The organism is Bacteroides sp. An51A, from assembly GCF_002161565.1.
In the GTDB taxonomy this organism is placed as follows: domain Bacteria; phylum Bacteroidota; class Bacteroidia; order Bacteroidales; family Bacteroidaceae; genus Phocaeicola; species Phocaeicola intestinalis.
On record NZ_NFIC01000012.1, the window covers coordinates 16803 to 41177 of the forward strand.

Annotated in this window: 24 protein-coding genes; 14 read left to right on the top strand and 10 right to left on the bottom strand. The window is 44.4% G+C overall.

Features of this window, described 5'->3' with window-relative positions; all coding sequences use genetic code 11:
- Positions 1 to 59: 59 nt before the first annotated feature.
- The 3 genes from B5G04_RS17505 (at position 60) to B5G04_RS20050 (ending at position 2783) form a co-directional block, all read left to right on the top strand.
- Complete coding sequence (locus tag B5G04_RS17505; RefSeq protein WP_087398201.1) at positions 60 to 1757, top strand: alpha-amylase family glycosyl hydrolase; 1698 nt, start codon at positions 60 to 62, stop codon at positions 1755 to 1757.
- Between the two features lie 43 nt (positions 1758 to 1800).
- Positions 1801 to 1995 (top strand): hypothetical protein, encoded by a 195-nt coding sequence (locus B5G04_RS20045; protein ID WP_158100131.1) that lies wholly within the window; start codon positions 1801 to 1803, stop codon positions 1993 to 1995.
- A gap of 566 nt (positions 1996 to 2561) precedes the next feature.
- Positions 2562 to 2783, top strand: a complete 222-nt coding sequence (locus B5G04_RS20050) for a hypothetical protein (RefSeq protein ID WP_158100132.1) — start codon at positions 2562 to 2564, stop codon at positions 2781 to 2783.
- Positions 2784 to 3565: 782 nt separating this feature from the next.
- On the opposite strand, the gene fabD is transcribed toward B5G04_RS20050, so the two are convergent.
- Together fabD and thiD are read right to left on the bottom strand one after the other, a co-directional pair.
- Entirely contained in the window at positions 3566 to 4450 is an 885-nt protein-coding gene (fabD, locus tag B5G04_RS17520) for an ACP S-malonyltransferase (protein WP_087398203.1), read from the bottom strand.
- 138 nt (positions 4451 to 4588) lie between these two features.
- The gene (gene thiD / locus B5G04_RS17525; protein ID WP_087398204.1) at positions 4589 to 5422 is read right to left on the bottom strand and encodes a bifunctional hydroxymethylpyrimidine kinase/phosphomethylpyrimidine kinase; all 834 of its coding nucleotides are present in this window, start codon (positions 5420 to 5422) and stop codon (positions 4589 to 4591) included.
- A 464-nt stretch (positions 5423 to 5886) separates the two neighbouring features.
- On the opposite strand from thiD, the gene B5G04_RS17535 reads away from it, so the two are divergent.
- From B5G04_RS17535 to B5G04_RS17555, 5 genes are all read left to right on the top strand, one after another.
- Positions 5887 to 6624, top strand: a complete 738-nt coding sequence (locus B5G04_RS17535) for an NUDIX domain-containing protein (RefSeq protein ID WP_087249623.1) — start codon at positions 5887 to 5889, stop codon at positions 6622 to 6624.
- 12 nt (positions 6625 to 6636) lie between these two features.
- Positions 6637 to 8124 (top strand): FGGY-family carbohydrate kinase, encoded by a 1488-nt coding sequence (locus tag B5G04_RS17540; protein WP_022039389.1) that lies wholly within the window; start codon positions 6637 to 6639, stop codon positions 8122 to 8124.
- A 316-nt stretch (positions 8125 to 8440) separates the two neighbouring features.
- Positions 8441 to 9757, top strand: coding sequence for a xylose isomerase (gene xylA, locus B5G04_RS17545; protein ID WP_022039388.1), 1317 nt, complete (start codon positions 8441 to 8443; stop codon positions 9755 to 9757).
- Between the two features lie 125 nt (positions 9758 to 9882).
- Positions 9883 to 11355, top strand: coding sequence for a D-xylose transporter XylE (xylE, locus tag B5G04_RS17550; RefSeq protein ID WP_087398206.1), 1473 nt, complete (start codon positions 9883 to 9885; stop codon positions 11353 to 11355).
- 252 nt (positions 11356 to 11607) lie between these two features.
- Positions 11608 to 12672, top strand: coding sequence for a mannose-1-phosphate guanylyltransferase (locus B5G04_RS17555; RefSeq protein WP_022039386.1), 1065 nt, complete (start codon positions 11608 to 11610; stop codon positions 12670 to 12672).
- A 71-nt stretch (positions 12673 to 12743) separates the two neighbouring features.
- Here B5G04_RS17555 and tpx read toward each other — a convergent pair whose 3' ends face one another.
- The 3 genes from tpx to B5G04_RS17570 form a co-directional block, all read right to left on the bottom strand.
- Complete coding sequence (gene tpx / locus B5G04_RS17560) at positions 12744 to 13250, bottom strand: thiol peroxidase (RefSeq protein WP_022039385.1); 507 nt, start codon at positions 13248 to 13250, stop codon at positions 12744 to 12746.
- A 111-nt stretch (positions 13251 to 13361) separates the two neighbouring features.
- Positions 13362 to 13835, bottom strand: coding sequence for a PaaI family thioesterase (locus tag B5G04_RS17565; protein ID WP_022039384.1), 474 nt, complete (start codon positions 13833 to 13835; stop codon positions 13362 to 13364).
- Positions 13836 to 13842: 7 nt separating this feature from the next.
- Positions 13843 to 14145: a Dabb family protein gene (locus B5G04_RS17570; RefSeq protein ID WP_022039383.1), complete on the bottom strand. Its 303-nt coding sequence runs from the start codon at positions 14143 to 14145 to the stop codon at positions 13843 to 13845.
- 257 nt (positions 14146 to 14402) lie between these two features.
- Between B5G04_RS17570 and udk the strand changes: the two genes are divergently transcribed.
- Both udk and B5G04_RS17580 read left to right on the top strand, forming a co-directional pair.
- Complete coding sequence (gene udk, locus B5G04_RS17575) at positions 14403 to 15014, top strand: uridine kinase (protein WP_087249625.1); 612 nt, start codon at positions 14403 to 14405, stop codon at positions 15012 to 15014.
- Positions 15011 to 16390: a transglycosylase SLT domain-containing protein gene (locus B5G04_RS17580; protein WP_087398207.1), complete on the top strand. Its 1380-nt coding sequence runs from the start codon at positions 15011 to 15013 to the stop codon at positions 16388 to 16390. Before udk ends, B5G04_RS17580 begins: the two co-directional genes overlap by 4 nt.
- Positions 16391 to 16393: 3 nt before the next feature.
- Here B5G04_RS17580 and trxA read toward each other — a convergent pair whose 3' ends face one another.
- The 3 genes from trxA to B5G04_RS17595 all read right to left on the bottom strand — a co-directional run bounded on the left by trxA (position 16394) and on the right by B5G04_RS17595 (position 17730).
- Entirely contained in the window at positions 16394 to 16690 is a 297-nt protein-coding gene (gene trxA, locus B5G04_RS17585; protein ID WP_022039380.1) for a thioredoxin, read from the bottom strand.
- A 178-nt stretch (positions 16691 to 16868) separates the two neighbouring features.
- Positions 16869 to 17468: an OmpH family outer membrane protein gene (locus B5G04_RS17590; protein WP_022039379.1), complete on the bottom strand. Its 600-nt coding sequence runs from the start codon at positions 17466 to 17468 to the stop codon at positions 16869 to 16871.
- 25 nt (positions 17469 to 17493) lie between these two features.
- Complete coding sequence (locus B5G04_RS17595; RefSeq protein WP_087398208.1) at positions 17494 to 17730, bottom strand: hypothetical protein; 237 nt, start codon at positions 17728 to 17730, stop codon at positions 17494 to 17496.
- 139 nt (positions 17731 to 17869) lie between these two features.
- Between B5G04_RS17595 and B5G04_RS17600 the strand changes: the two genes are divergently transcribed.
- Together B5G04_RS17600 and B5G04_RS17605 are read left to right on the top strand one after the other, a co-directional pair.
- On the top strand, positions 17870 to 19327 hold the full coding sequence (locus B5G04_RS17600) for an aminoacyl-histidine dipeptidase (protein ID WP_087398209.1): 1458 nt from the start codon (positions 17870 to 17872) through the stop codon (positions 19325 to 19327).
- 167 nt (positions 19328 to 19494) lie between these two features.
- Positions 19495 to 20436, top strand: coding sequence for an endonuclease/exonuclease/phosphatase family protein (locus B5G04_RS17605; protein ID WP_239414146.1), 942 nt, complete (start codon positions 19495 to 19497; stop codon positions 20434 to 20436).
- On the opposite strand, the gene B5G04_RS17610 is transcribed toward B5G04_RS17605, so the two are convergent.
- Complete coding sequence (locus B5G04_RS17610) at positions 20426 to 20923, bottom strand: GNAT family N-acetyltransferase (protein WP_087249633.1); 498 nt, start codon at positions 20921 to 20923, stop codon at positions 20426 to 20428. The genes B5G04_RS17605 and B5G04_RS17610 overlap by 11 nt on opposite strands.
- Before the next feature lie 194 nt (positions 20924 to 21117).
- On the opposite strand from B5G04_RS17610, the gene B5G04_RS17615 reads away from it, so the two are divergent.
- Entirely contained in the window at positions 21118 to 21483 is a 366-nt protein-coding gene (locus tag B5G04_RS17615) for a PadR family transcriptional regulator (protein ID WP_022039374.1), read from the top strand.
- A complete protein-coding gene (locus tag B5G04_RS17620) occupies positions 21461 to 22528 on the top strand; it encodes a PspC domain-containing protein (protein ID WP_022039373.1) in 1068 nt (355 codons plus the stop codon). Before B5G04_RS17615 ends, B5G04_RS17620 begins: the two co-directional genes overlap by 23 nt.
- Positions 22529 to 22555: 27 nt before the next feature.
- Here the strand turns inward: B5G04_RS17620 and B5G04_RS17625 are convergent, their stop codons facing one another.
- On the bottom strand, positions 22556 to 24190 hold the full coding sequence (locus tag B5G04_RS17625; RefSeq protein ID WP_204247032.1) for a glycoside hydrolase family protein: 1635 nt from the start codon (positions 24188 to 24190) through the stop codon (positions 22556 to 22558).
- Positions 24191 to 24375 lie beyond the last annotated feature (185 nt).

The window sequence follows — 24375 nt, forward strand, 5'->3', positions numbered from 1 at the left end:
TTATCTTTGAATACAGACAACACACAAGTGTAGTACATTAGTAAATAAAAAATACGACTATGGAACAAGAAGGGAAAATGATTATTTATCAGGTATTCACCCGTTTGTTCGGAAACAGAGGGCTCCGCAATAAGATAAATGGAACCTTAAGTGAAAACGGGTGTGGAAAAATGGATGATTTTACCAACAAGGCCTTGCACGAGATCAAGAAGCTGGGCGCTACTCATATCTGGTACACGGGTATCCTCGCCCATGCTTCGCAGACCGATTATTCGGCTTACGGCATTCCGCGCAACCATCCGGCAGTAGTGAAGGGAAAAGCGGGCTCGCCATATGCTGTCCGTGATTATTACGATGTAGACCCGGACTTGGCTGTTCATGTAGACCGCCGCATGGAAGAGTTTGAGGCTTTGGTGCAACGCTCGCACACAAACGGGTTGAAGGTGATTATCGATTTTGTCCCCAATCATGTGGCGCGTCAGTACCATTCGATAGCTAAGCCCGAAGGTGTGAAAGATCTGGGTGAGGATGATGACCCGTCGAAGGCATTTGCTCCGGATAATAATTTTTATTATATTCCCGGTGCCCATCTTGGCGGTGAGATAGATTTTTATGATGAAGAGCAGGGATTGTATGATGAGATGCCTGCCAAGGCTACTGGCAACGACCGTTTTGATGCTTACCCCAACAAGACCGATTGGTATGAAACGGTAAAACTGAATTATGGTGTAGACTACATAGGCAATACGGGCAATCATTTCGATCCCGAGCCGGACACGTGGCACAAGATGTTGGATATCCTGTTGTTTTGGGCTTCGAAAGGCATCGACGGTTTCCGGTGCGACATGGCAGAGATGGTGCCTTGCGAGTTTTGGGGCTGGGTCATCCCGAAAGTGAAGGCGCATTATCCGGCATTGGTCTTTATTGCCGAGGTATACAATCCGGATGAATACCGTAATTATATCTATAAAGGGCATTTCGATTATCTGTATGATAAGGTGGGGCTGTATGATACCTTGCGTGCATTGGTGTGCGGATATACATCGGCAACCGCCATTACCGGGTGTTGGCAGCGTGTGAATGACATCCAGCCGCACATGTTGAACTTCCTGGAGAATCATGACGAACAGCGTATCGCTTCCGATTTCTTTGCGGGCGATGCACGCAAGGGGCTTCCGGCATTGCTGGTTTCGGCTTGCATGAATACCAATCCGATGATGATTTATTTCGGGCAGGAATTGGGTGAGGAAGGAATGGATTCGGAAGGCTTTAGCGGACGTGACGGGCGCACCACGATATTCGACTATTGGAGCATCCCCAGCATCCGCCGTTGGAGCAATCACGGGCGTTACAACCTGCATTTGCTGAACGCTAAAGAAAAGGAAATCCGTCGCTATTACCAACATGTGCTCAACCTGTGTCAAACAGAAGCTGCACTTTCCAAGGGGAGTTTCTTCGACCTGATGTATGTCAATCAGGGCGGCTGGCTGATGAATGAGCACCGCCAGTATGCATTCTTGCGCAAGTATGGCAAGGAAGTGATTCTGGTTGTGGCAAACTTTGAGGCTATCCCCGTGCATATCGGTGTGACTATTCCGCAACATGCATTCGATTTTCTTCATCTGCCTTCGTTTGCACGGTGCAATGTCACTGACCTGCTGACCGGAAAGGAAGAAATCATCTCGTGGATGCCTGATAAGGCGGTCACGATAGATGTGCCGGCACTGGGCGGGAAGATGCTGAAGCTTTCTTTTTGAATTTATGCGGCAAATGTAGAAGCTGTTTTGAATTTATCGTGCGATGATTTGGGATGAGTTTTTGAGGCATTTTCGCTTCTGTGATGAGGAAGATAGCGGGCTATCTGACGAAGAACAGGAGCGAAAAGAACCAAAAAATCGCCCAAAGCACACACGAAAAAGGATACATCAAGCCAAGAAAAACTTTTTGGAGAAATTCAAAACAGCTTCTAAAATTGCAAAGGTGCAGGAGGAGTGAAGATTTTGCGCCTTTGCAATTCTTATGTAGGGGTGTATGCGATACACTTCTACGAGTCATTGGTTGTTTTTTAACCGTCTGTTGTGAAAAGGAACAATCTCCATAAATGTTATTTAATTTTTAAAAAATCGTCCAATAAGAATAATAATTGGCATAATAACTGCTATTATTAAAGTTTGTATGGCTATTTCTGATATAGAAATATGGTTATTCGATAGATATTGAAATATTGAAGAAAAAATAGGCCATAATACTATAAATAGCAAGTAAAATGTGATTTCGTTTTTTCTTATAAATTTTTTGTTGTTCATAATTTCTACGTTTTTAAAGGTTATAGAGATTGTTCCTAATTTTTCATTTAATGTGGCGAAAAGAGGCATAATAAAGTGTTGTGTCTTGCTCCTTTTCGACAATGCAAAATTAGATAACCTTTTTGTGAATGAGGCTGTTACAGGTGTAACAATATCGTAGAAAAGTGTAACATTTGCATTACGTATATGAACATGTGTGGTTGTTTAGGTCTTTTTATTGTTTTAATTTAGAAGCTGTTTTGAATTTATCGTGCGATGATTTGGGATGAGTTTTTGAGGCATTTTCGCTTCTGTGATGAGGAAGATAGCGGGCTATCTGACGAAGAACAGGAGCGAAAAGGACCAAAAAATCGCCCAAAGCACACACGGAAACGGATACATCAAGTCAAGAAAAACTTTTTGGAGAAATTCAAAACAGCTTCTTACCCATTTCCGGACAATGTTTTTCAATTTTCCAGCTTCATAATTTTCACCTAATTTGGTTAGAATATCATGTTCTCTACGGTATACTGTTTGTCTGGTTAATTGTAGGAGTTTTCCTCTATCGGTAGCTGAATAGTCGGTCAATAATAGATAACAATAATTTTGTTCACTTGGAGTGAAACAAAATTGGTTGCTATATTGTAGTATGATGTCTTTTTGGTCTAATTCGTTGGCAAGGCTTCTCCAATCTTTTTCGGATAGTGTTTCTTTGGAATGTCCTTTTTGTTTATAATCTATAAGGATATGTTCTATTTTAGTACGGGTATCTGAATGTTGTATGATTTCTTGTAAAAGAATGTCACGCTGGGCGTTTAAGTTTCTTAACTCTTTTTGTAAAGTTGCTTTTTTGTTAATATCAGATTGTTGGCAGGTGAGTTTATACTGTAATTGTTCGATTTGGATTTCTTTTTGTTTTAATTCTTTTTGAAGGGATTGATAACCCTGGTTCATCCTTTCTTTTTTCGCGCGAAAAAGTTTTATTGTTTCTTTATGTCTTTTTCGTGTAGTATATAACCAAATGGTGCATAAAATGATTCCATAGAATGATGTCTTGAAATATTCTTTGATGTCAAATACAAAAATGCCGCTTAAGAAAGGGGATAACTGATTCCAGCACCATCCGGTGATGGTTAAAGCAAGAGTGGTTATTGCGAGGAAAGTAATGGTGGAATGAGAGATTTTCTTCATAAAATAAGAAGATTGTTAGAAGTAATCATAAAATGGAAGAATCTTGCATACGGGTTTTGTGATGTATGCAAGATTCTTCCTTATTTTTCTCAAATCCCGTGTGCGTTCGCTTCTTTGTTGATTTTCTTAATCAATCCCTGCAATACGGCACCCGGTCCGCATTCTACGAATTCGGTTGCCCCATCGGCTATCATGTTTTGTACGGTTTGTGTCCAGCGTACCGATGCGGTCAATTGGGCTACTAAGTTAGCTTTGATTTCAGCCGGGCCTGTATGCGGTCTGGCATCTACATTCTGGTAGATGGGGCATTTCGGCGCATGGAATTCCGTGGCGTTGATAGCCGCTTCCAGTTCTACTTTAGCCGGGTTCATCAACGGAGAATGGAAAGCACCGCCTACCTTCAGCGGAAGGGCACGTTTCGCTCCGGCTGCTTTCATCAGTTCGCAAGCCTTGTTGATGCCTTCGATAGAACCTGAGATGACGATTTGTCCCGGGCAATTGAAGTTGGCCGCTACACATACTTCGCCCTCCTGGCTTACCTGTGCACAGATTTCTTCCACTTTCTCGTCGGGCAAAGCGATGATAGCTGCCATGGTAGAGGGTTGCATTTCGCAAGCCTTCTGCATCGCCATGGCACGGGCATATACCAGTTTCAATCCGTCTTCGAACGACAAGGCTCCGGCAGCTACCAGTGCCGAGAATTCGCCTAATGAGTGTCCGGCGGTCATTTCGGGCTTGAACTCATCGCCTAAACACAATGCCGAGATAACCGAGTGCAGGAATACGGCAGGCTGGGTCACCTTGGTCTGGCGCAAATCTTCGTCAGTGCCGTTGAACATGATATCCGTAATGCGGTATCCTAAGATTTCGTTCGCTTTCTCGAATAATTCTTTCGCCAGTGGAGAGGTCTCGTAAAGGTCTTTTCCCATACCTACGAATTGTGCTCCCTGGCCGGGGAATACAAATGCTTTCATATCGATTGTTTTTTAAGTTAATGTTTGGGACAAAGATAGTGATTTTAATGAAGAATGAAGAAGGAAGAATGAAGAAACAATGTTCGGCGTTAGCCAATTCCATGCGGAGAGGGAATACATAAGCCAATTCTTCATACTTCATTCTTCATTTACCCTTAGGGGAACCGGTGCAAAGAAATGGTTCAGCGGTCCGTGCCCTTCTCCGATATGCACGTCTTTTCCCGACAAGATACCTTGATAGACGTATGCCTTGGCTTTCCGGACCGCTTCTTCCAAGGGTTTTCCCAAGGCAAGATACGTGGCAATGGCAGAGGAAAGGGTGCATCCGGTGCCGTGCGTGTTGCGGCTTTCGATTTTGGGTGAAGAAAACAGGTGAGGTCGGTCTTCTCCTTTTATATATAGCACGTCGCACATCTCCGCCTCGTTCAGGTGTCCACCTTTGACCAGGACCGCCTGGCTTCCGAAGGCGAGCAATTCTTTTGCGGCTTTTTCCATGTCGGGTATCGTGGCGATGCGTTTTCCCGTCAGCACTTCCGCTTCGCTCAGATTGGGCGTGATAAGGGTGGCGAGGGGCATCAGCAAGGAGGTCAGTGCCTCGATGGCATCGTCTTCTATGAGTTTGCACCCGCTGGTTGAGACCATGACGGGGTCGAGCACGATGTATTTATAATAAGGTGTAAACCTGTGCAGGGATTCGGCTATGGCACGGATGGTTCCGGCGTCATTCAGCATGCCTATCTTTACGGATATAGGTGGGATATCCGTCATAACCGCTTGGATTTGCCCTTGGATATAGGTGGGAGGCACGGCGTGGATGCCTGTTACTCCGCAGGTGTTCTGTACGGTGATGGCGGTTATGGCGCTTGCCGCATAGGCTCCCAAGGCAGAAATGGTCTTGATGTCTGCCTGTATGCCGGCTCCTCCGCTGCAATCGGAACCGGCGATGGTCAATATGCATGGGTAGTGTTTCATGTCTTTGGTGTCTGGATGATTCAGGTTGCAAAGGTAGGAAATTTCCCGTTATCTTGTTCGGACCTGCTTTAAAACGTCTGTCTGGGTGTGTGATATGTCTTATGCGGTTAGGTATGTTTTATATTCCGCCAGCCGGAACGTACATTCCACGGGCTGGAACGTATGTTCCATGGGCTGGAATGTACGTTCCAGCCCATGGAATATAAAAACAAGACGGCTTTGCCGGGAAATATAGCCTGTTGGGGGGATAAACAGAGCCGGCTGAAAAGCAGAATGCAAGGAGCCGGAAGCGGTCTTTTACCCTTTTTGTATCTGATACGATAAAGCAATGCATGGTTGTTGTATGATGTACGAAAACTATTTGTTTGAAGAATAATGTTTAATAACATGATAAATAATTTATGTATTTGTGTACAACGTATGCAAAAAGTGTTTATATTTGCAGTGTTCAAAGAAAAATACTCATGGAAAAGCAAACCGGAAATAACCAGATAATAGACGTTCACGTGTCGGTCGACTGCGTGGTGATAGGTTTTGATGGTGAGCAGTTCCGTGTGCTTTTAGTCCGGCAGATCGGCAAGGGTGCAGGGAGTGGATATAACGACATGAAGCTTCCGGGGAGTCTGATTTATGCTGATGAGGATTTGGACGATGCAGCCAAACGGGTGCTTACGGAATTGACGGGTTTGAAGAATATCCGGATGAATCAATTCAAGGCTTACGGTTCGAAAGACCGTACGTCGGATCCACGGGATGTGTTGTGGCTGGAACATTTTCACCGGATAACGAAAAATAAGGTGGGACGGATTGTAACCGTTGCCTATTTGTCGTTGTTGAAGATAGACCGCCGTAGCACGAATCTTTCGGCTACTTATGATGCTTGCTGGATGCCGGTATCGGAGGTGAAGGGTTTGGCTTTTGATCATTTGCGTGTCCTCAAAGATGCGCTGGTGGTTCTCCGCCATTATGTGGAAAGTTCGCCTTCGGTGATGTTTGACTTGCTTCCCCGTAAATTTACGGCAGCCCAGTTGCGCGTGCTTTATCAGCTGGTGTATGATAAAGAGTTTGATGTGCGTAATTTCCATAAGAAAATCGCTTTGTTGCCGTACGTGGTTCCATTGGAGGAAAAGGAAAAGGGAGTTGCGCATCGTGCCGCACGGTATTATCGTTTTGACAGGAAGATATATAATAAACATAAATAAACGTACTGTACTATGTATTTGTTAGGGTATGATATTGGTAGTTCTTCGGTGAAAGCCAGTTTGGTAAACGCCGGGACAGGTAAATGTGTGGCTTCGGCTTTCTATCCGAAAACGGAAGCGGAAATTATCGCCGTTCATCCGGGATGGGCTGAGCAGAAGCCGGAAATGTGGTGGGCTAACTTGAAGTTGGCTACAGAAGCTATTATGAATGAAAGCGGGGCAAAGAAAGAAGAAATTGCCGCTATCGGCATTTCTTATCAGATGCATGGCTTGGTTTGTGTAGACAAACAGCAGCAAGTGCTTCGTCCGGCTATCATTTGGTGCGATTCGCGTGCTGTTCCTTATGGGGAGAAAGCTTTTCAGACATTGGGCGAAGAGAAGTGTCTTTCGCATTTGCTGAACTCTCCGGGTAACTTTACCGCTTCGAAATTGGCGTGGATTAAGGAGAATGAACCGGATGTCTTCTCGCAGATTTATAAAATCATGCTGCCGGGCGATTACATTGCCATGCGTCTGACTGGTGAAATCTGTACTACCGTTTCTGGTTTGTCGGAAGGTATGTTCTGGGATTTCCAGGCAAACGATGTCGCTCAGTTCCTGCTTGATTATTATGGTTTCGACCGTTCGTTGATAGCTGATATCCGTCCTACTTTTTCCGAACAAGGAAGAGTGACCGCCGTTGCCGCCGCCGAATTAGGATTGAAAGAAGGAACTCCGGTGACCTACCGTGCGGGCGACCAGCCGAATAACGCACTTTCTCTGAATGTTTTCAATCCGGGTGAGATTGCCTCTACCGCAGGTACATCGGGAGTCGTTTATGGTGTAAACGGTTCGGTTAATTACGATCCTCAATCACGTGTGAACACGTTTGCTCATGTAAATCATACGGCAGACCAGACTCGTTTGGGTGTATTGCTTTGCATTAACGGTACGGGTATACTGAATTCATGGGTGAAGCGTACGGTAGTACCCGCAGGTGTTTCGTATGCTGAAATGAACGACCTTGCTGCTCAGGCACCGATTGGGGCAGGTGGTATCAGTATCCTTCCTTTCGGTAACGGAGCGGAACGTATGCTTCAGAATCGGGAAACAGGATGCTCTATCCATGGCATTAACTTTAATCTGCATACGCGCAACCATATCATCCGTGCGGCACAGGAAGGTATTGTCTTCTCGTTTAAGTATGGCATCGACATCATGAGGAATATGGGAATGGATGTACAAAAAATCCATGCCGGGCATGCCAATATGTTCCTTAGCCCGATATTCCGCAATACGCTGGCTGGAGTGACCGGTGCGACTATTGAACTTTATGATACCGATGGTTCGGTAGGTGCAGCAAAAGGTGCAGGTATGGGCGCAGGCATTTATAAGAATAATGATGAGGCGTTTGCTACCTTGGATAAGCTGGCTGTCATCGAACCGGATGCGGCTAATAAATCGGCATACGAAGATGCCTACCAACGTTGGCTGGAATGCATGCATAAGGTAGGTTTTTGAGTTTTTGAGTTCTTTAGTTTTTTAGTTTCTTAGTTTAATGCTTCTTTGGGCATTATGTGTGCATTCGTTGGTATCATCATCGTAGAGACGATGTGCACATCGTCTCTACAGAAGGTGCGAAAACACAAGGAGGCTAAAAACTCACAAACTTAAGAACTCACAAACTTAAGAACTCACAAACTTAAAAACTCACAAACTTAAGAACTCACAAACTTAAAAACTCACAAACTTAAAAACTCACAAACTTAAGAACTCACAAACTTAAAAACTCACAAACTTAAAAACTCAATACATTAACTTTTAAACAAATAAAACTATGGCAACAAAAGAGTATTTTCCTGGTATTGGTAAAATCAAATTCGAAGGTGTAGAAAGCAAGAACCCGATGGCTTTCCGTTATTATGATCCTGAAAAAGTCGTAATGGGTAAGAAGATGAAAGACTGGTTGAAGTTTTCTATGGCATGGTGGCACACTCTTTGTGCAGAAGGTGGCGACCAGTTCGGTGGTGGAACAAAGAAATTCCCTTGGAAAGGAAATCCTGATAAGGTACAAGCTGCCAAAGACAAGGTGGATGCCGGTTTCGAATTCATGCAGAAAATGGGCATCGAGTATTATTGCTTCCACGATGTAGACCTTTGCGATGAAGCCGATACAATTGAAGAATATGAAGCTAACCTGAAAGAAGTGGTGGCTTATCTGAAGCAGAAACAAGCTGAAACTGGCATCAAGCTGTTGTGGGGTACGGCTAATGTATTCGGTCATGCACGTTATATGAACGGTGCTGCTACCAATCCGGATTTTGATGTTGTAGCACGTGCTGGTGTTCAAATCAAGAATGCCATTGATGCAACAATCGAACTCGGCGGTAGTAACTATGTATTCTGGGGCGGACGTGAAGGCTATATGTCATTGCTGAACACCGACCAGAAACGTGAAAAAGAACACTTGGCGCAGATGTTGACCATCGCCCGCGACTATGCACGCGCCAAAGGCTTTACCGGTACCTTCTTGATTGAGCCGAAACCGATGGAACCGACCAAGCACCAGTATGACGTGGATACTGAAACCGTAGTAGGTTTCTTGAAGGCCCACAATCTGGACAAGGACTTCAAGGTAAATATCGAAGTAAACCACGCTACCTTGGCCGGTCATACCTTCGAACATGAATTGTGCGTAGCTGTAGACAACGGTATGCTGGGTTCTATCGATGCTAACCGCGGTGACTATCAGAACGGATGGGATACCGACCAGTTCCCGATTGACAATTACGAGCTGACCCAGGCCATGATGCAGATTATCCGAAACGGCGGTCTGGGCAACGGCGGTACGAACTTCGACGCCAAGACCCGTCGTAACTCTACCGATCTGGAAGATATCTTCATCGCCCACATCGCAGGTATGGATGTAATGGCACGTGCTCTGCTGAGTGCAGCCAAATTGCTGGAAGAATCTCCATACAAGAAGATGCTGGCAGACCGTTACGCTTCGTTCGATGCTGGTAAGGGCAAAGAATTTGAAGAAGGCAAGCTGACGCTGGAAGATGTTGTGGCATACGCCAAGACCGTAGGCGAACCGAAACAGACTAGCGGCAAGCAAGAATTGTATGAAGCTATTGTGAATATGTATTGCTGATAGTTGAATGAAGAATTAAGAATGAAGAGTGAAGAATAGGCGGATGTACCCCCGGTTCTTCATTCTTCGTTCTTCGTTCTTCATTTTTTTTGTTCTTCATTCTTTACCTTATTTGTTTTTATATCATGGATTACGCCGAAAAAGGAAGTAAAACTTATCTTTTTACGATTGTGCTTGTAGCCGTGTTGGGAGGGTTGCTGTTCGGATATGATACAGCAGTCATTTCGGGTGCGGAAAAAGGATTGCAGGCATTCTTCTTGGGAGCGGAAGATTTTGTATATACGGATGGATGGCACGGCTTTACATGTGCCAGCGCGCTCATTGGCTGCATTATCGGCAGTGCTGTTTCTGGTTATATGGCTTCGAATTGGGGCCGGAAAAAATCGTTGATATTTGCCGGTATCATGTTTTTTATTTCTGCATTGGGCTCGATGGTACCTGAATTCTTGTTTTTCGAGCATGGGGTGCCGACTTATCCGTTGCTTATCGCTTTTAATATTTATCGTGTCATAGGAGGAGTAGGGGTAGGGCTTGCTTCTGCAATTTGTCCGATGTACATCGCTGAAGTGGCTCCGTCTAATATCCGAGGTACATTGGTATCGTGGAATCAGTTTGCCATTATTTTTGGTCAGCTGGTCGTATATATGGTGAATTTCTTTATTCTGGGCGATCATACCAATCCTGTTATAGAATCTATCGGTCAGGGCATCAATGCTGTGGCTCCAGGAAGTGATCCGTGGACCATATCTACCGGATGGCGTTATATGTTTGGTAGTGAAGCTGTACCGGCAGGGTTATTTGCCTTACTGATTTGTTTTGTGCCCGAGACTCCGCGTTACCTCGTCATGGCTGGAGAAGATGACAAAGCACTTTCCGTGCTTTGTAAAATCAATGGAAAGACGGAAGGGAATAACATTCTGAACGAGATAAGAAATACCATTACGGAAAAAACCGAGAGAGTATTTACTTACGGTGTACTTGTTATTTTCGTCGGTATTATGTTGAGTGTGTTCCAGCAGGCTGTAGGTATCAATGCTGTGCTTTATTATGCTCCGCGAATTTTTGATGACATGGGTATGGCGAATCCTATGATGCAAACCATTATCATGGGTATTGTCAATATTCTGTTTACGCTTATTGCTATCTTTACGGTTGAAAAATGGGGACGTAAACCCTTGCTTATCACAGGTTCTATCGGGATGGCTATCGGTGCCTTGGGGGTAGCGTTTACTTTCGGACATGCCGGTGTGGAGCTGGTGACGATGTTGAGCATCATGGTTTATAGCGCTTCATTCATGATGTCATGGGGACCTATTTGCTGGGTGCTCATTTCAGAAATATTTCCTAATACGATTCGGGGAGCTGCTGTAGCCATTGCCGTGGCTTTCCAATGGATATTCAATTGGATTGTGAGTGCTTCGTTTGTCCCCATGTTCAATATGCAGACAAGCAATGACCCTGATTTCGGACATTGGTTTACTTATGGTCTTTATGGGGCTATCTGTATTATAGCTGCGCTGTTTGTATGGAGGCTGGTTCCGGAGACCAAGGGAAAGACACTGGAAGATATGAGTAATCTTTGGAAACGGAAACGCTGATTTCGGCTTTTCCGGACAGGAAATAATCTCAAGGAGTTAGAAGTCTTTACATTTTACTTCTAACTCCTTTTGTTTTTTTTCAGGTGAAATGCTTTTATGGCATCGTTTCTGTTATGATAAAGAAGGAGCAGTCAGGTTCTTATGTTTGATAACACTTTGCGGTGGAAAAAGAGATAAAAAATTGTTGAATATGGCCTTAATGTAATTAAAATACATATATTTGCAACTGAGATTTAAAATAATAAATTCAGTATGAATTCGAATAACAATCATGTCGTCATTATGGCAGGAGGAGTGGGAAGTCGGTTCTGGCCGATGAGTACTACTGATTTCCCCAAGCAGTTCATTGATGTTTTAGGATGTGGAAAGACGTTGCTTCAGCTTACGGTTGAACGTTTTCGTGATGTGTGCGGAGTGGAAAATATGTGGATTGTCACATCGGCGGCTTATGCAGAGCTGGTGAAAGGACAGCTTCCAGATATTAATCCCGAGCATATTTTATTAGAACCTTGCCGTAGAAATACGGCTCCATGTATAGCGTATGTGAGTTGGAAAATCAAAGCGAAGAATCCCAAGGCAAATATAGTGGTTACTCCGAGTGATCACATAGTGATGGATTTGCGTGAGTTTGTAAGGGTAGTCAATTCTGCTTTGAAGTTTACGGCCGACTCTGATGCCATTGTCACTCTGGGTATGCAGGCTACGCGTCCTGAAACAGGATATGGATATATTGAAGGTGATCTTTCTATGGCATGTCCTTCCAATAAAGAAATCTACCGGGTAGATGCATTCAAGGAAAAACCGGATTTGGAAACGGCCAAACGATACTTACAACGGAAAAATTATTTCTGGAATGCCGGTATATTCATTTGGAATGTCAGCACCATCGTCAATGCTTTTCGGGTGTACCAGCCTACTATGTCGAACATTTTCGAAGGATTGCTGCCTTATTATTATACAGAGGTGGAACAGGAGAAAATAGACAAGCTTTTCCCTACGTGCGAAAACATTTCTATCGACTATGCCATCATGGAAAAAGCAGAAGAAATTTATGTGTTCCCGGCTTCATTCGGTTGGAGTGACTTGGGTACATGGGGATCGTTGCACGATAACTTGCATAAAGACGCTCATAATAATGTATGCATCGGAGAAAACATTCATTTGCACGAAAGCCGTAATTGCATTGTACATACTACCGAAGAAAAGAAAGTGGTGGTACAAGGACTTGACGGTTACATCGTTGCTGAAAAAAATGACCGTCTGCTGATTTGCCGCTTGAGTGAAGAACAGCGCATCAAGGAATTTGCTGCAGAATAAAAAAACACTACGGATTACACAGATAAAAAATCTGCTTATGAGATTTTATCCGTGTAATCCGAGTGATGGATTTAGCCTTTCAGGGCGGCAAGGGCTGCCTCGTAATCAGGCTCTTGGGTGATTTCAGGTACCAGTTCGGTATAAACTACTTTGCCTTCCGGATTGATGATAACCACCGCCCGTGCCAGTAGTCCGCACAATACACCGTCAGTCATCAGTACGCCATATTTTTCTCCGAAATCGGACGTATAGCGATAGTCTGATAGTGGAATGACGTTCTCAATGCCTTCTGTCGTGCAGAACCGTCCTTGGGCAAAAGGCAGGTCTTTCGAGATTGCCAATACAATGGTATCACTCATTTGGGCTGCCAGTTGGTTGAATTTACGTACCGATGCTGCGCATACTCCTGTGTCCATGCTGGGGAAGATGTTCAGCAGGGCATATTTCCCTTTGGTGTCTGCCAGGGTGAAACTACTTAAATCCCCTTTTACCAGTGAAAAATCAGGAGCTTGCGTTCCTGTTTTTACAAATTCACCTGCCAGGGTGACAGGGTTTCCTTGAAATGCTGTTTTTGCCATATTTACTTTGTATATCAATTAAACTTCTATGTAAAGTTAACAAAAGAACCTCGATTTTGGTTGTGCAAGTTTATGCTTTTTGCTATTTTTATGTTTTTCGAATAGTTCTTTTTATTCTCCTTCTACTTTACATTCATGAAAATGCATTTCGTGTTCGGCTTTTTCACGTGGAAAGGCAAAGTAGGTACAGACGGCTTGTGTGCATACTTCGCCTGCTTCATTGGTGAGGGTTGCTTCGATGGTGATAATGTTTCTTCGTTGCTCACGGATGGAAGCGCGGATGGTAAGCAGCTTGTCAGTGGTATGTACTGGTTTCAGGTAACGGGTTTCCATTTTTGAAGTGACGCCTGCGGTTTGTAGTTTACGCATGACGACCCATCCGCATGTTTCGTCGAGCAATAAAGCCTGGATGCCTCCATGCAGTGTGTCCAGCCATCCCTGGTATTTTTCATCAGGTTTCCAGTAACTGACGATACTGTCTCCATCTTCATAAAATTCCATTTTCAGTCCTGAAGGATTTTGCGGAGCACATCCGAAACAGTTATATCCCTTCATGCCTTCCCATGGGTTGATAATTTTTTTCATAACTTTGTCAATTGATGATATAATCTGTGCAGGCGCGGTCTTGTCTGTATCCATTCAGGATTCCGGCAGCAGCCAGGTGGTCGGGGTGAATTGAATAGGCTTTCATATCTTCCAGTGTGTCAAATTCACTTTCCAGGCAGATGTCCCATTTTTCATCCGGATTGATGTTCAGTCCTACAAAGATGTGCCGGATAGTCGGTATGCGGGCCGGTAAGGCTTCGATGGCTTCCTTGAAGCGGTGCATAACGTCTTGTTTTTCGGTTTGTGTCAGTGTCTCTTTCAGCTTGAATAATACAATATGTTTTACCATGATGTAAAAGTTTTAAAATTTATGCTTGTGTCTATTGCTACAAATGTAAGTATTTTCCGGATTACGGCGATTGTTTCAAGGGGCTTTTTTCATTTCGGATTTATGGATTTTATTTTTCATGGATGTCCTCATTCAGCCAATGTCTCATTCTTGTAAATTCAAGGTATAAAATATGCTGAAAAAACGTTTTTTTGATGCGGGCAGGAGAAAAATGTGTATATTTGTGCAAATTATCCACATCTAAAAACCAGTAAAGCATGATTATCATCGGTATTGCCGGAGGAACAGGCTCCGGAAAAACAACAGTCGTAAAAAGTATAGTCGATAGTTTGCCTGCCAACGAAGTGGCATTATTGCCTTTGGACTCGTATTATAAGGACAGTAGCCATATACCTGTAGAGGAACGCCAGAACATAAATTTCGACCATCCTGATGCATTCGATTGGGAACTTTTGTCGAAACAGGTGGAGATGCTCCGGCAGGGAAAAGCGATAGAACAGCCGGTTTATTCTTATCTGACTTGTACACGACAACCTGAAACCATTCATATAGAACCGCGTAAAGTGGTGATAATCGAAGGTATTCTGGCATTAAGTGATAAGCGCTTGCGGGATTTGATGGATTTGCGGGTGTTTGTGGATGCAGATTCGGATGAACGGTTGATCCGGGTTATCCAGCGGGACGTGATTGAGCGCGGACGTACAGCCGAAGCCGTGATGGACCGGTATGTAAAGGTGCTGAAACCGATGCATCAGGAGTTTATTGAACCAGCCAAGCAATATGCAGACTTGATTGTTCCACAAGGTGGACACAACTGGAAGGCTATCGAGATACTGAAGCTATATATAGAAAAAATCATTGGCCGATGAAAACAGTTGTTTTCTGGAGTTGGATAGGACTGATATGTTGGCTGTCGGTAGCTTGTAGTGGCAGGCAGTCGGCAGGAGGTGAGGCGAATGTTGATTTGCCTGTCATTAAAGAACGTGGAGAACTGGTGGTGCTTACTGCCAACAGTTCTACTTCCTATTTCAATTATCGGGGCGAACCGATGGGATTTCAATATGAGTTGGCACAGCAGTTCGTGCAGTCGCTGGGATTGAAAATGAAGCTGAAGGTGGTGAACAATCCTTCGGAAATGGTGCGATGCCTGCTGGAAGGTAAAGGCGACCTCATAGCTTATAATCTGGATATTACACAGGCGTGGAAAGACAGTCTGATTTATTGTGGTGAGGAGAATATTACGCATCAGGTCGTAGTACAACGCAGAGGTAGAGATGCAGTGAAAGATGTGACCCAGTTAATTGACAAAGATGTGTATGTAAGTCCCGGAAAGTACTATGAACGTCTGGTTCATTTGAATGAAGAGCTGGGAGGAGGCATACGTATTCATTTGGTAGATGCGGACAGCTTGTCGACCGAGGATTTGATTACGCAGGTGGCTGAAGGTAAGATAGATTATACCGTAGCTACCAATGAAGTGGCAAAGATAAACCGTACATATTATTCTAACTTGGATATCAGGCTGGTGGTCAGTTTCGACCAGCGTGCTTCGTGGGCAGTACGTAAAACATCGCCTTTGCTTGCCCAGGCAGCAGATAAATGGCACAAGGAAAATATCAATTCACCGGAATTCAAGGCAAGTGCACGCCGTTATTTTGAACTTAACAAGCAGCCGGTGCATGGTTCTATCCTCTCGGTGAAGGATGGAAAGATATCGCATTACGACGATTTGTTCCGTAAGTATGCTAAAGAAATCGGATGGGATTGGCGGTTGCTTGCAGCATTGGTTTATACGGAATCGAATTTCAATCCGGATGTAGTGTCGTGGGCCGGTGCTAAAGGACTGATGCAGCTGATGCCTATTACGGCTCATGCTATGGGGATTCCAAGGGGCAAGGAGCAAGACCCGGAAGAGAGTATCAAAGGAGGGGTAAAGTATATAGCCCAGTTGCAGAATATTTTCCGGAAGGTGGATGACAAGGATGAGCAGGTGAAGTTCGTATTGGCGGCTTACAATGCAGGAGCAGGACACATAACCGATGCCATGGCTTTGGCGAAGAAATATGGAAAAGACCCTTATCGGTGGGAGCACCATGTAGACCATTATATCTTGCTGAAGAGCAATGAGGAATATTATCAGGATCCGGTTTGTAAAAACGGTTATTTCCGTGGTACGGAAACTTATAATTTTGTGCGTGATGTAATGGGGCGTGCCGACCTTTACAAAAAGAAAATCAAAAGGTAAACATCATTTGAATTGTTCGATGATTTGGTTTAGTTCATGGATGTTCACAAATCCGCTTTGTCTCCATAGCTGTTTGCCGTTTTTGAATATCATAAGTGTAGGCACAGAGTGTACTGCATAATGCTGGGCTATTTGAGGATTCTTGTCGATGTTTATTTGGATAATCCGGATGGCATCTCCTTGCATTGCTTTCAGTTGTTTCAAGATAGGTGTCATAGCCTTGCAAGGTGTACACCATTCTGCGTAGATGTCTACCAGTACAGGAGTGGATGATGTAACTAAATCTGCAAACGTTTCCATAATCGTAATGCTTTTAGTGGGTCATAGTCTGATTGGGCGAATGTATCTGTTATTATAACATTTCCGGTTCTTGTTTTGTTCGGTAGGAACCGGGGATTTTTTGATAAAGATGAGGCACGACCCGGAAAGAGAATGTTCTTCTTTCCAAGTCGTGCCTCGTCTTTGTATATAAAAAGGTTTATTTCTTGCTCGGATTGTAACGGGCGTTCAGTCCTTCAACAATTTCATCGGTGATGTTGAATGCGTCGTCTGCATACAGCAGATTGTCGAATCCTGTATTGCTGATAATCAGGCTATATCCTTTGTCTTTGTTATAGATTTTCAGGAATGAATTGATGGAGTCGCGCAATTGCAAACTGTTCTTTTGGTTTTCTGTCTGTAGTTCGTTGGTTAATTTTTCTTGCAGTTCTTGCAATTTCTGCTGTTTTTGGACAATACGTACTCTTTCTTGTTCGGCACGCTCTTGACTTACAAAACCATTGTTTTCCAATTTGCGTTGGAATTCGCGCATATCGTTGTCCAAGTCTTTGGCTTTTTCGTTCAAGGTAGTACGGATATTTTCCTCCTTCTGAATCATCTGTTCGTTCAGGTCGTTCCAGAACTTGTATTTAGTCAGCAATGAGTCTATTTCGACGTATGCTATTTTCATACTTCCCGGTACGGTAGCTGTAATTTCCGTCGAGTTTCCATTCTCTGCTTTCTTGTCAGTGCATTGTGTGAACATCAGCGCAAGAGCCAATGCCAAAAATCCATTCAGGACATACTTCATTTTTTTCATCATGTTTTTTTCAGTATCTTAGTTATTAATTGTTTTCCTGTTCTTTTCCGTTAGGCATACGTTCGGCAATGGCATGCGGATTCGTTTGCCTTGCCTCGCGATCTTGCGATTGTACGCACCCGATACCCTTCCTACGCAACGCCTTGTTGCCGCTGACGTGGGTATTAGGGAATTTTCCGTTTTTTGTAAAGAGTATCTTTACAGAGAATAGTGCTATGCTGATAGCAACTATTAACACAGTAAAGAGGATAGTCTTAAGCATTTCTATTAATTTTGTGCTGCAAAGATATACTTTTTGTTATCGAAATTGGATGTTTGTCCTTGAAAAAAGCGAGGAGTATCCTCATTAATTCGTATTTTTAACTTATTTTTACGGAAGTAGAAAAATAAACACTTGATTTATGGAGAAAAAAGATTTGAAACCTGTTATTGTCTTCCAATATTTTGAAGAAGTGTGCCAGGTGCCTCGTCCTTCCAAGAAGGAAGAAAAAATAAGAGCTTATCTGTTGGATTTTGCCCAGAAGCACGGGTTGCATGCCCGGACCGATGATGCTGGAAATGTATTGATAGAGAAGCCGGCTTCGCGGGGCAAGGAGAATTTAAAAACGGTAATTCTCCAGTCGCACATGGATATGGTGTGTGAGAAAAACAAGGATACACAGCATAACTTCGAAACCGACCCGATAGAAACATATATTGACGGGGAATGGTTGAGAGCCAGAGGAACCACGTTGGGAGCCGATAATGGAATCGGAATGGCAGCCGAACTTGCCTTGCTGGCTTCGGATGATGTGGAACACGGACCTGTACAATGCTTGTTTACGGTGGACGAAGAAACAGGGCTGACCGGTGCTTTCGCTTTGAAAGAAGGTTTTATGAAAGGGGATATCCTGATAAACCTGGACTCGGAGGATGAAGGGGAGTTATTTATCGGTTGTGCCGGAGGGGCGGGTACAACAGCGGTATTTCCTTGTCCGATGACGCATGCTCCCGAAGGATATTTCTTTTTCCGTGTAGTTGTAAAAGGACTTACCGGAGGCCATTCGGGGGATGATATAAATAAGAACCGTGCAAATGCTAACAAACTGTTGAACCGTTACTTGGTGCAACTGATGTGGAAATACGACCTGCGTTTGTGCGAGATAGACGGAGGGAATCTGCATAATGCCATTCCGCGCGAGGCTTATGCTGTATGTGCAGTCCCGATGGAAAACAAGGAGTCGGTGCGTGTGGACCTGAACGTGTATTTGTCGGAAGTGGAAAACGAATATGCTGTAACTGAACCTAATTTGCAGATGGACCTGGAATCGGAAGCACCTCGTGCGGAAGTGATGGAAGTTGCTGACATGAAGCGTTTCTTGCTTTCTATTTATGCTGTGCATAATGGAGTGTATGCTATGAGCCAGGACATTGCAGGATTGGTAGAGACTTCGTCTAACCTGGCTTCGGTGAAACAAGGAAAAGGGGAACTGACAGTGGTGACCAGTCAGCGCAGTTCCATCCTTTCTTCGCGTGAGGATATGTCGATGATGGTAAGTGCAGCATTTTTGCTGGGTGGTGCTTCTGTTTCAACAGGTGACGGATATCCGGGTTGGAAACCCAATCCTTCTTCAGAAATATTGCACATTGCCGTAGAGAGTTACAAGCGCTTGTTTGGAACAGAACCGAAAGTAAAAGCCATTCATGCCGGATTAGAGTGCGGATTGTTTTTGGAGAAGTATCCTTCGTTGGATATGGTATCGTTCGGACCTACTTTGCGTGGCGTGCATTCGCCCGATGAGCGCATGCTGATTCCTACAGTAGATAAGTTCTGGCGTCATCTGCTGGATGTTTTGGCACATATTCCTGCGAAATCTTGATAAAAAATGATTGCACACCCATGGCACAGGCACACGTAAGTTCATATAGGTTTACCGGATTCCGTATCGGCAGGAAAGTAAGTAGAATCAGTGGCTTTTTATGTTTGTCTGTGTTAGGTGTGTGCTTTTTCTGTTTGCGGGTCAGTGCACAGGAATCTTTTCGGGTGATGCACTATAATGTAGAGAATTTCTTCGATTGCCGTGATGATTCCTTGAAACAAGACGAAGAATTCTTACCACATGCCGTCCGTGGATGGAACTGGAACCGTTATCATGCAAAGATGAATAAGATAGCCAAGGTGGTGTTGGCTGCTTCGAGTAATCAGGTTCCTGATTTGGTAGGACTGTGTGAGGTGGAAAATGCCTATTGCCTGGATGGACTGACCAGGTATTCGCCTTTGCGTGATGCCGCTTATCGGTATGTGATGACTGATTCGCCTGATGAACGTGGCATTGATGTAGCTTTGCTTTATCAGCCTGCTACGTTCCGGTTGCTTGGTATGCAGTGCATCCGTATTCCTTCTTTCCGTATCGGGCGAAAGCCTACCCGTGACTTGTTGCATGTAAGCGGGCGTGTCATTTCAGGCGATACCCTTGATGTATTTGTTTGTCATTTTCCTTCCCGTTCTGGCGGAACAAGGCAAAGCGAACCATACCGTTTGTTTGTTGCGGATGTATTGCGTCATACGGTCGATTCGTTGCTCTCCGTACGTCAATCCCCTTACCTTATTATAATGGGCGATTTCAATGATGAACCGTCCAGCCGTTCAATATCCCAAGTGCTGGGGGCACAAACGCCAGAAGAGGAGAATGATGTCTCATCTTTTCTTCTTTATAATTTAATGGCGGGAAAAGAACCCGGAACTTATCGTTACCGTGGAGAATGGGGAGTACTCGACCAGTTCATCGTTAATGGCAGTATGCTTCTTCCTTCAGCCTCACTTCATACCGGTACTGCGGAAGCCCATGTGCTTGACTTTCCTTTTTTGCTTGAAGAAGACGAACGATATGGAGGTATTACTCCTTTTCGCACTTACAAGGGGATGAGGTATCAAGGCGGATACAGCGATCATCTGCCCGTATGTCTGGATATCCGAATCAGATACTGATTCCCATAATATAGTCGTTCATATAAAAGCCGTTGCCGATGTGCGTGTCTTCTTCACGTACTTTTTCCATTCCCATGTGTTGGTAAAATCCAAGAGCCGGATTTTCCCGGTTTACGTTCAATTCCATTCGGCAGGGAGCCGGATGCAGTTCCTTGATACCCTTGATGGCCTGTTGGAACAGGAGTTTGCCTAGATGACTTTTTTGGTAATAGGGAATCACATAGATTTTCTGTAAGTGATACAGGTCTTCCCCTTCGGGTTGGATGGATACGTAACCTGCAGGCTCGCATTCTTCGTAGGCAATATAGTAGATGTGCCCTTCTTCTGTCATTTGTTTTTTCAGATTTTCGGGCGAATACATCCAGTCCATCATATAGTCGATTTGTTCCGGAGTCAGGATATCTTTGTAAGTGGCGGGGAAGACCTCTTTTGCCAATTGGTTGATTAAGTGAATGTCTTCAAGTGTAGCTTTTCTGATTGTAAACATTGTTCTTGATTTTTCTTACAAAGTTATTGTTTTTGCTTGAAAAAGAAGAATAAAGACAGGATAAATTCTGTTTCAAAAAGTATGATTGCATACTTTGTTTTGTTAAAAGAGATAAAATAAAAGTACTATGTAATACAAGGTATTTATATAATACATATATTTGTGCCATACAAAGAAATAAGGAGGAATGACAGATGAATGTTGATAATGTGAAATCTCAAATGCGCAAAGGGATGCTTGAGTATTGCATCTTATTGCTGCTTCATCGGGAGCCTCTGTATGCATCGGATATCATCCAGAACCTGAAAGAAGCAAAACTGATTGTGGTGGAGGGTACTTTGTATCCGTTGCTTACACGCCTGAAAAATGATAATTTGTTGTCGTATGAATGGGTGGAATCCACGCAAGGACCTCCACGGAAATATTATCGCCTCACTTCCGAAGGGGAAGAGTTCTTGAAAGGGCTGGAAACGGCATGGGACGAACTGGCGGCTACGGTAAATCATTTAAGAACGAAACTAATAACCTGTAAAGACAATGAAAAAGACACTGACTGTTAATTTGGGTGGAACCGTTTATCATATAGACGAGGACGCCTATATTTTGCTTGACAATTACTTGAATAATCTTCGCTATCATTTCCGGAAAGAAGAAAGTGCCGACGAGATTGTACGTGATATGGAAATCCGCATTTCGGAGTTGTTTAATGAATACCTTGCCGGAGGCATTCAAGTCATTACCGTCGTGCAAGTGGAAGAGGTTATCGCCCGTATGGGAAAACCTGAAGACCTGAGTCCGGATGAGGAAGAAACGGCCGAGAGAAAGACCGATGAATCGTTGCAAGGAGTGCAACGGCGCTTGTTCCGTAATCCGGACGACCGTATTCTGGGCGGTGTACTTTCGGGATTGGCTGCTTATTTCGGCATCGATTCTACTCCTTTACGTATTTTGTTGCTGATATTAGGCTTTATCCTGCTCAGTGTGGGAGGATTTTTCCCGTTGATGTTGGCATATATTATCATGTGGATTATTATTCCCCAGGCACGCACCGCCACCGAGAAACTTCAGATGCGAGGTGAACCCATCAATATGGAGAATATCGGGCGGACAGTGACCGACGGGTTCGAACGGGAAGGCGATAAGATACGTTCTGCCGGGTCTCGTTCGTTGCTGGCACGTTTTTGCGATGCTGTGATACAAGTGGCAGGTTTCCTCATCAAGGTAGTGCTGGTATTGGTTGCCATTTGTTGTGTGCCGGCATTGCTTGTCGGGCTGGCTGTAGCCTTTGCATTGTTGATGGCTGCCACGGGAGTATTGGCAAGTACGCCTGCCCTGCTTTATTATGCATTGCCAGAAGTGGATTGGAGTATGCTGACTACGAGCCCTGCTCCTGTTATCGGGCTCGCAGTCTGTGCACTGTTGGTAATAGGCATTCCCGTAGTCGGTTTGTTGCAGGTTATCTTGCAGAGTTTCAAGGTCTGGCGTCCGATGGCTACGGGAGTCAAGGTGACTCTGATATTGTTATGGATTATAGCGGTAGCAGTAGGTTCATTCTTTGTGTTCCAGCTTCCCTTTGTTATCCATAGTGTCACCGACTGGGTTTGAACTTTGTGCCAGTCTGTATACAGTTTCCTATTGTAGAAAAGTATGACGCTCCATTTCTACTCCACCCGAACGGATGATTACTTCGTATGGCAGGTTGTCACCGTCCGGATGGAATGAGGGGGGCAGTATAAGTTCGGATACTCCGTAAGGTTCCAGGCTTTCTACAGTACCTTGTGCTATGGTTTTATCGTTCAGGCGCACTTCAACTTCAGCTGGTTGTGAGGTAGAAAGTCCGAAGTTTTCCACTTTTACTTTCAGGGTTCCTTGCGAGGAGTCGTATTGTGGGCGGCGTGCCGAGAGAAGGGCAGGAGTATAGTTGACATAGGGCAGGTAGGCATAGCCGAACAGTAACTCACCTTTTGTTGTGTGTCCAATAAGTTTGGGCGCAAATTCATCGGGAGTGATACCGCTTCCTTTTCCGTCAAAGGTCACTATCAGGTCTTTTCCGTCTTTGCGTGTCTTTACTGGCAGGCAGCCTCGTCCGTAATTGACTTCTGTGTATGCACCGAAGCGGAGGGACTGAATGTCTATGTCTGTTTGAGGATTGAATCCCGGTTCGGCCTGTATCCGTACTTCAATACGTCGGGTAGAGTCATCAATGGGTCGGGTGTTGAGTACCGAAAGCAGTATTCCTTTGTTGAGTGGGATACAGATGTTTTTCGATGAATGCCGGTCACCTGGAAGATCATTCCATTTAATGGTATCGATGACTGCAAAATTCATTTGTATGGCTCGTCCGTTGTGGTCTTGGAAAACTTTCGGTCGTTCGTATTTGAACCAATGCTCTATTTCTCCATCGCGATGGAAAGATACGCCGGGCATGTAGGCTTCGCCTTGTTCCGTTACCCAGTGTATGCCGTCTTTCGAACGTTGGTAATAGGCTATGCGTCCTAGCCAATCGTTGACAATCAGGTGATACTGTAGGCTGTCTTTCCATACCACTGGGTCTTCGAATTTGCCTTCTACAGCAGGATAGACCCGTTTGCCTGTCAGTTGCCGGTAAGGGGAGATGCCGTCGCGGCTAATCCATACACCTCCACCACGGCATACCATCAGGCGTGAGCCGTCTTGCCGGCGGGCAAAGGTGAGGTTGGACAATCCTTCGATGATTGGTCGGTCGCGTGGGTCGAAATCAAATTTCTGGTAATACCATATCGGGCTATCTTCATTTGTTGCGATGTAGTATCCGTCGATAACATAGACTACGATACGTCCGTCGTCCAGTCGGAAGGCTTCAGGGTTATGCCCTTTCCCGATGGAGTTCTGGATGTGATAGGGACCGGTCAGTTTATCGGAGGTGGCGTGAAAGACGGTCGAATTAGACCAGAACATGTGTCCTTTGGGTGAGTTTTCCGGCCATCCGCATACATATAGATGATACCGTTTGTCGGGAGTCTGGAGGATATTGCCTCCCCAAAAAGAGATGTCTGGCAGTTCGATGCCGTTGTCTGTATATCGGTTCTGCACGCTGTCTGTTCCCCATGTCTGTTTTCCTTGGGTTCCTTCAGGCATGGCAAGGAAGCGGTCCATAAACCTGGCTCCGGGAACCAGTTGTTGCCATTCGGCAGGACGTTCGCGTTCGACGGTTTGTGCATAGGTGCTGGTGCTGTATGCTAGTACAGACAGTCCCAGGAGTATTTTGGTTGCGATGTTTTTCTTCATATTCTTCTGTGTTTGGTTTTAGTATATTAGTTTAAAGTATTCTGTCTTTTCGATATCAGATAATTCTTTCCGGCATGAAAGATTCCGTTGATAATGTTATTGGAACGTGTAAACAGTTACTTAATACTTAAAAAGGTCATATCAATCACTGCTTTGAGTAATGATACGACCTTTTTTTGCTGATT

Excerpts from the sequence above, each read along its gene's own strand:
- B5G04_RS17505 (WP_087398201.1), top strand. The coding sequence starts at position 60 with ATGGAACAAGAAGGGAAAATGATTATTTATCAGGTATTCACCCGTTTG.
- B5G04_RS20045 (WP_158100131.1), top strand. The coding sequence starts at position 1,801 with ATGATTTGGGATGAGTTTTTGAGGCATTTTCGCTTCTGTGATGAGGAA.
- B5G04_RS20050 (WP_158100132.1), top strand. The coding sequence starts at position 2,562 with ATGATTTGGGATGAGTTTTTGAGGCATTTTCGCTTCTGTGATGAGGAA.
- fabD (WP_087398203.1), bottom strand. The coding sequence starts at position 4,450 with ATGAAAGCATTTGTATTCCCCGGCCAGGGAGCACAATTCGTAGGTATG.
- thiD (WP_087398204.1), bottom strand. The coding sequence starts at position 5,422 with ATGAAACACTACCCATGCATATTGACCATCGCCGGTTCCGATTGCAGC.
- B5G04_RS17535 (WP_087249623.1), top strand. The coding sequence starts at position 5,887 with ATGGAAAAGCAAACCGGAAATAACCAGATAATAGACGTTCACGTGTCG.
- B5G04_RS17540 (WP_022039389.1), top strand. The coding sequence starts at position 6,637 with ATGTATTTGTTAGGGTATGATATTGGTAGTTCTTCGGTGAAAGCCAGT.
- xylA (WP_022039388.1), top strand. The coding sequence starts at position 8,441 with ATGGCAACAAAAGAGTATTTTCCTGGTATTGGTAAAATCAAATTCGAA.
- xylE (WP_087398206.1), top strand. The coding sequence starts at position 9,883 with ATGGATTACGCCGAAAAAGGAAGTAAAACTTATCTTTTTACGATTGTG.
- B5G04_RS17555 (WP_022039386.1), top strand. The coding sequence starts at position 11,608 with ATGAATTCGAATAACAATCATGTCGTCATTATGGCAGGAGGAGTGGGA.
- tpx (WP_022039385.1), bottom strand. The coding sequence starts at position 13,250 with ATGGCAAAAACAGCATTTCAAGGAAACCCTGTCACCCTGGCAGGTGAA.
- B5G04_RS17565 (WP_022039384.1), bottom strand. The coding sequence starts at position 13,835 with ATGAAAAAAATTATCAACCCATGGGAAGGCATGAAGGGATATAACTGT.
- B5G04_RS17570 (WP_022039383.1), bottom strand. The coding sequence starts at position 14,145 with ATGGTAAAACATATTGTATTATTCAAGCTGAAAGAGACACTGACACAA.
- udk (WP_087249625.1), top strand. The coding sequence starts at position 14,403 with ATGATTATCATCGGTATTGCCGGAGGAACAGGCTCCGGAAAAACAACA.
- B5G04_RS17580 (WP_087398207.1), top strand. The coding sequence starts at position 15,011 with ATGAAAACAGTTGTTTTCTGGAGTTGGATAGGACTGATATGTTGGCTG.
- trxA (WP_022039380.1), bottom strand. The coding sequence starts at position 16,690 with ATGGAAACGTTTGCAGATTTAGTTACATCATCCACTCCTGTACTGGTA.
- B5G04_RS17590 (WP_022039379.1), bottom strand. The coding sequence starts at position 17,468 with ATGAAAAAAATGAAGTATGTCCTGAATGGATTTTTGGCATTGGCTCTT.
- B5G04_RS17595 (WP_087398208.1), bottom strand. The coding sequence starts at position 17,730 with ATGCTTAAGACTATCCTCTTTACTGTGTTAATAGTTGCTATCAGCATA.
- B5G04_RS17600 (WP_087398209.1), top strand. The coding sequence starts at position 17,870 with ATGGAGAAAAAAGATTTGAAACCTGTTATTGTCTTCCAATATTTTGAA.
- B5G04_RS17605 (WP_239414146.1), top strand. The coding sequence starts at position 19,495 with ATGCACTATAATGTAGAGAATTTCTTCGATTGCCGTGATGATTCCTTG.
- B5G04_RS17610 (WP_087249633.1), bottom strand. The coding sequence starts at position 20,923 with ATGTTTACAATCAGAAAAGCTACACTTGAAGACATTCACTTAATCAAC.
- B5G04_RS17615 (WP_022039374.1), top strand. The coding sequence starts at position 21,118 with ATGAATGTTGATAATGTGAAATCTCAAATGCGCAAAGGGATGCTTGAG.
- B5G04_RS17620 (WP_022039373.1), top strand. The coding sequence starts at position 21,461 with ATGAAAAAGACACTGACTGTTAATTTGGGTGGAACCGTTTATCATATA.
- B5G04_RS17625 (WP_204247032.1), bottom strand. The coding sequence starts at position 24,190 with ATGAAGAAAAACATCGCAACCAAAATACTCCTGGGACTGTCTGTACTA.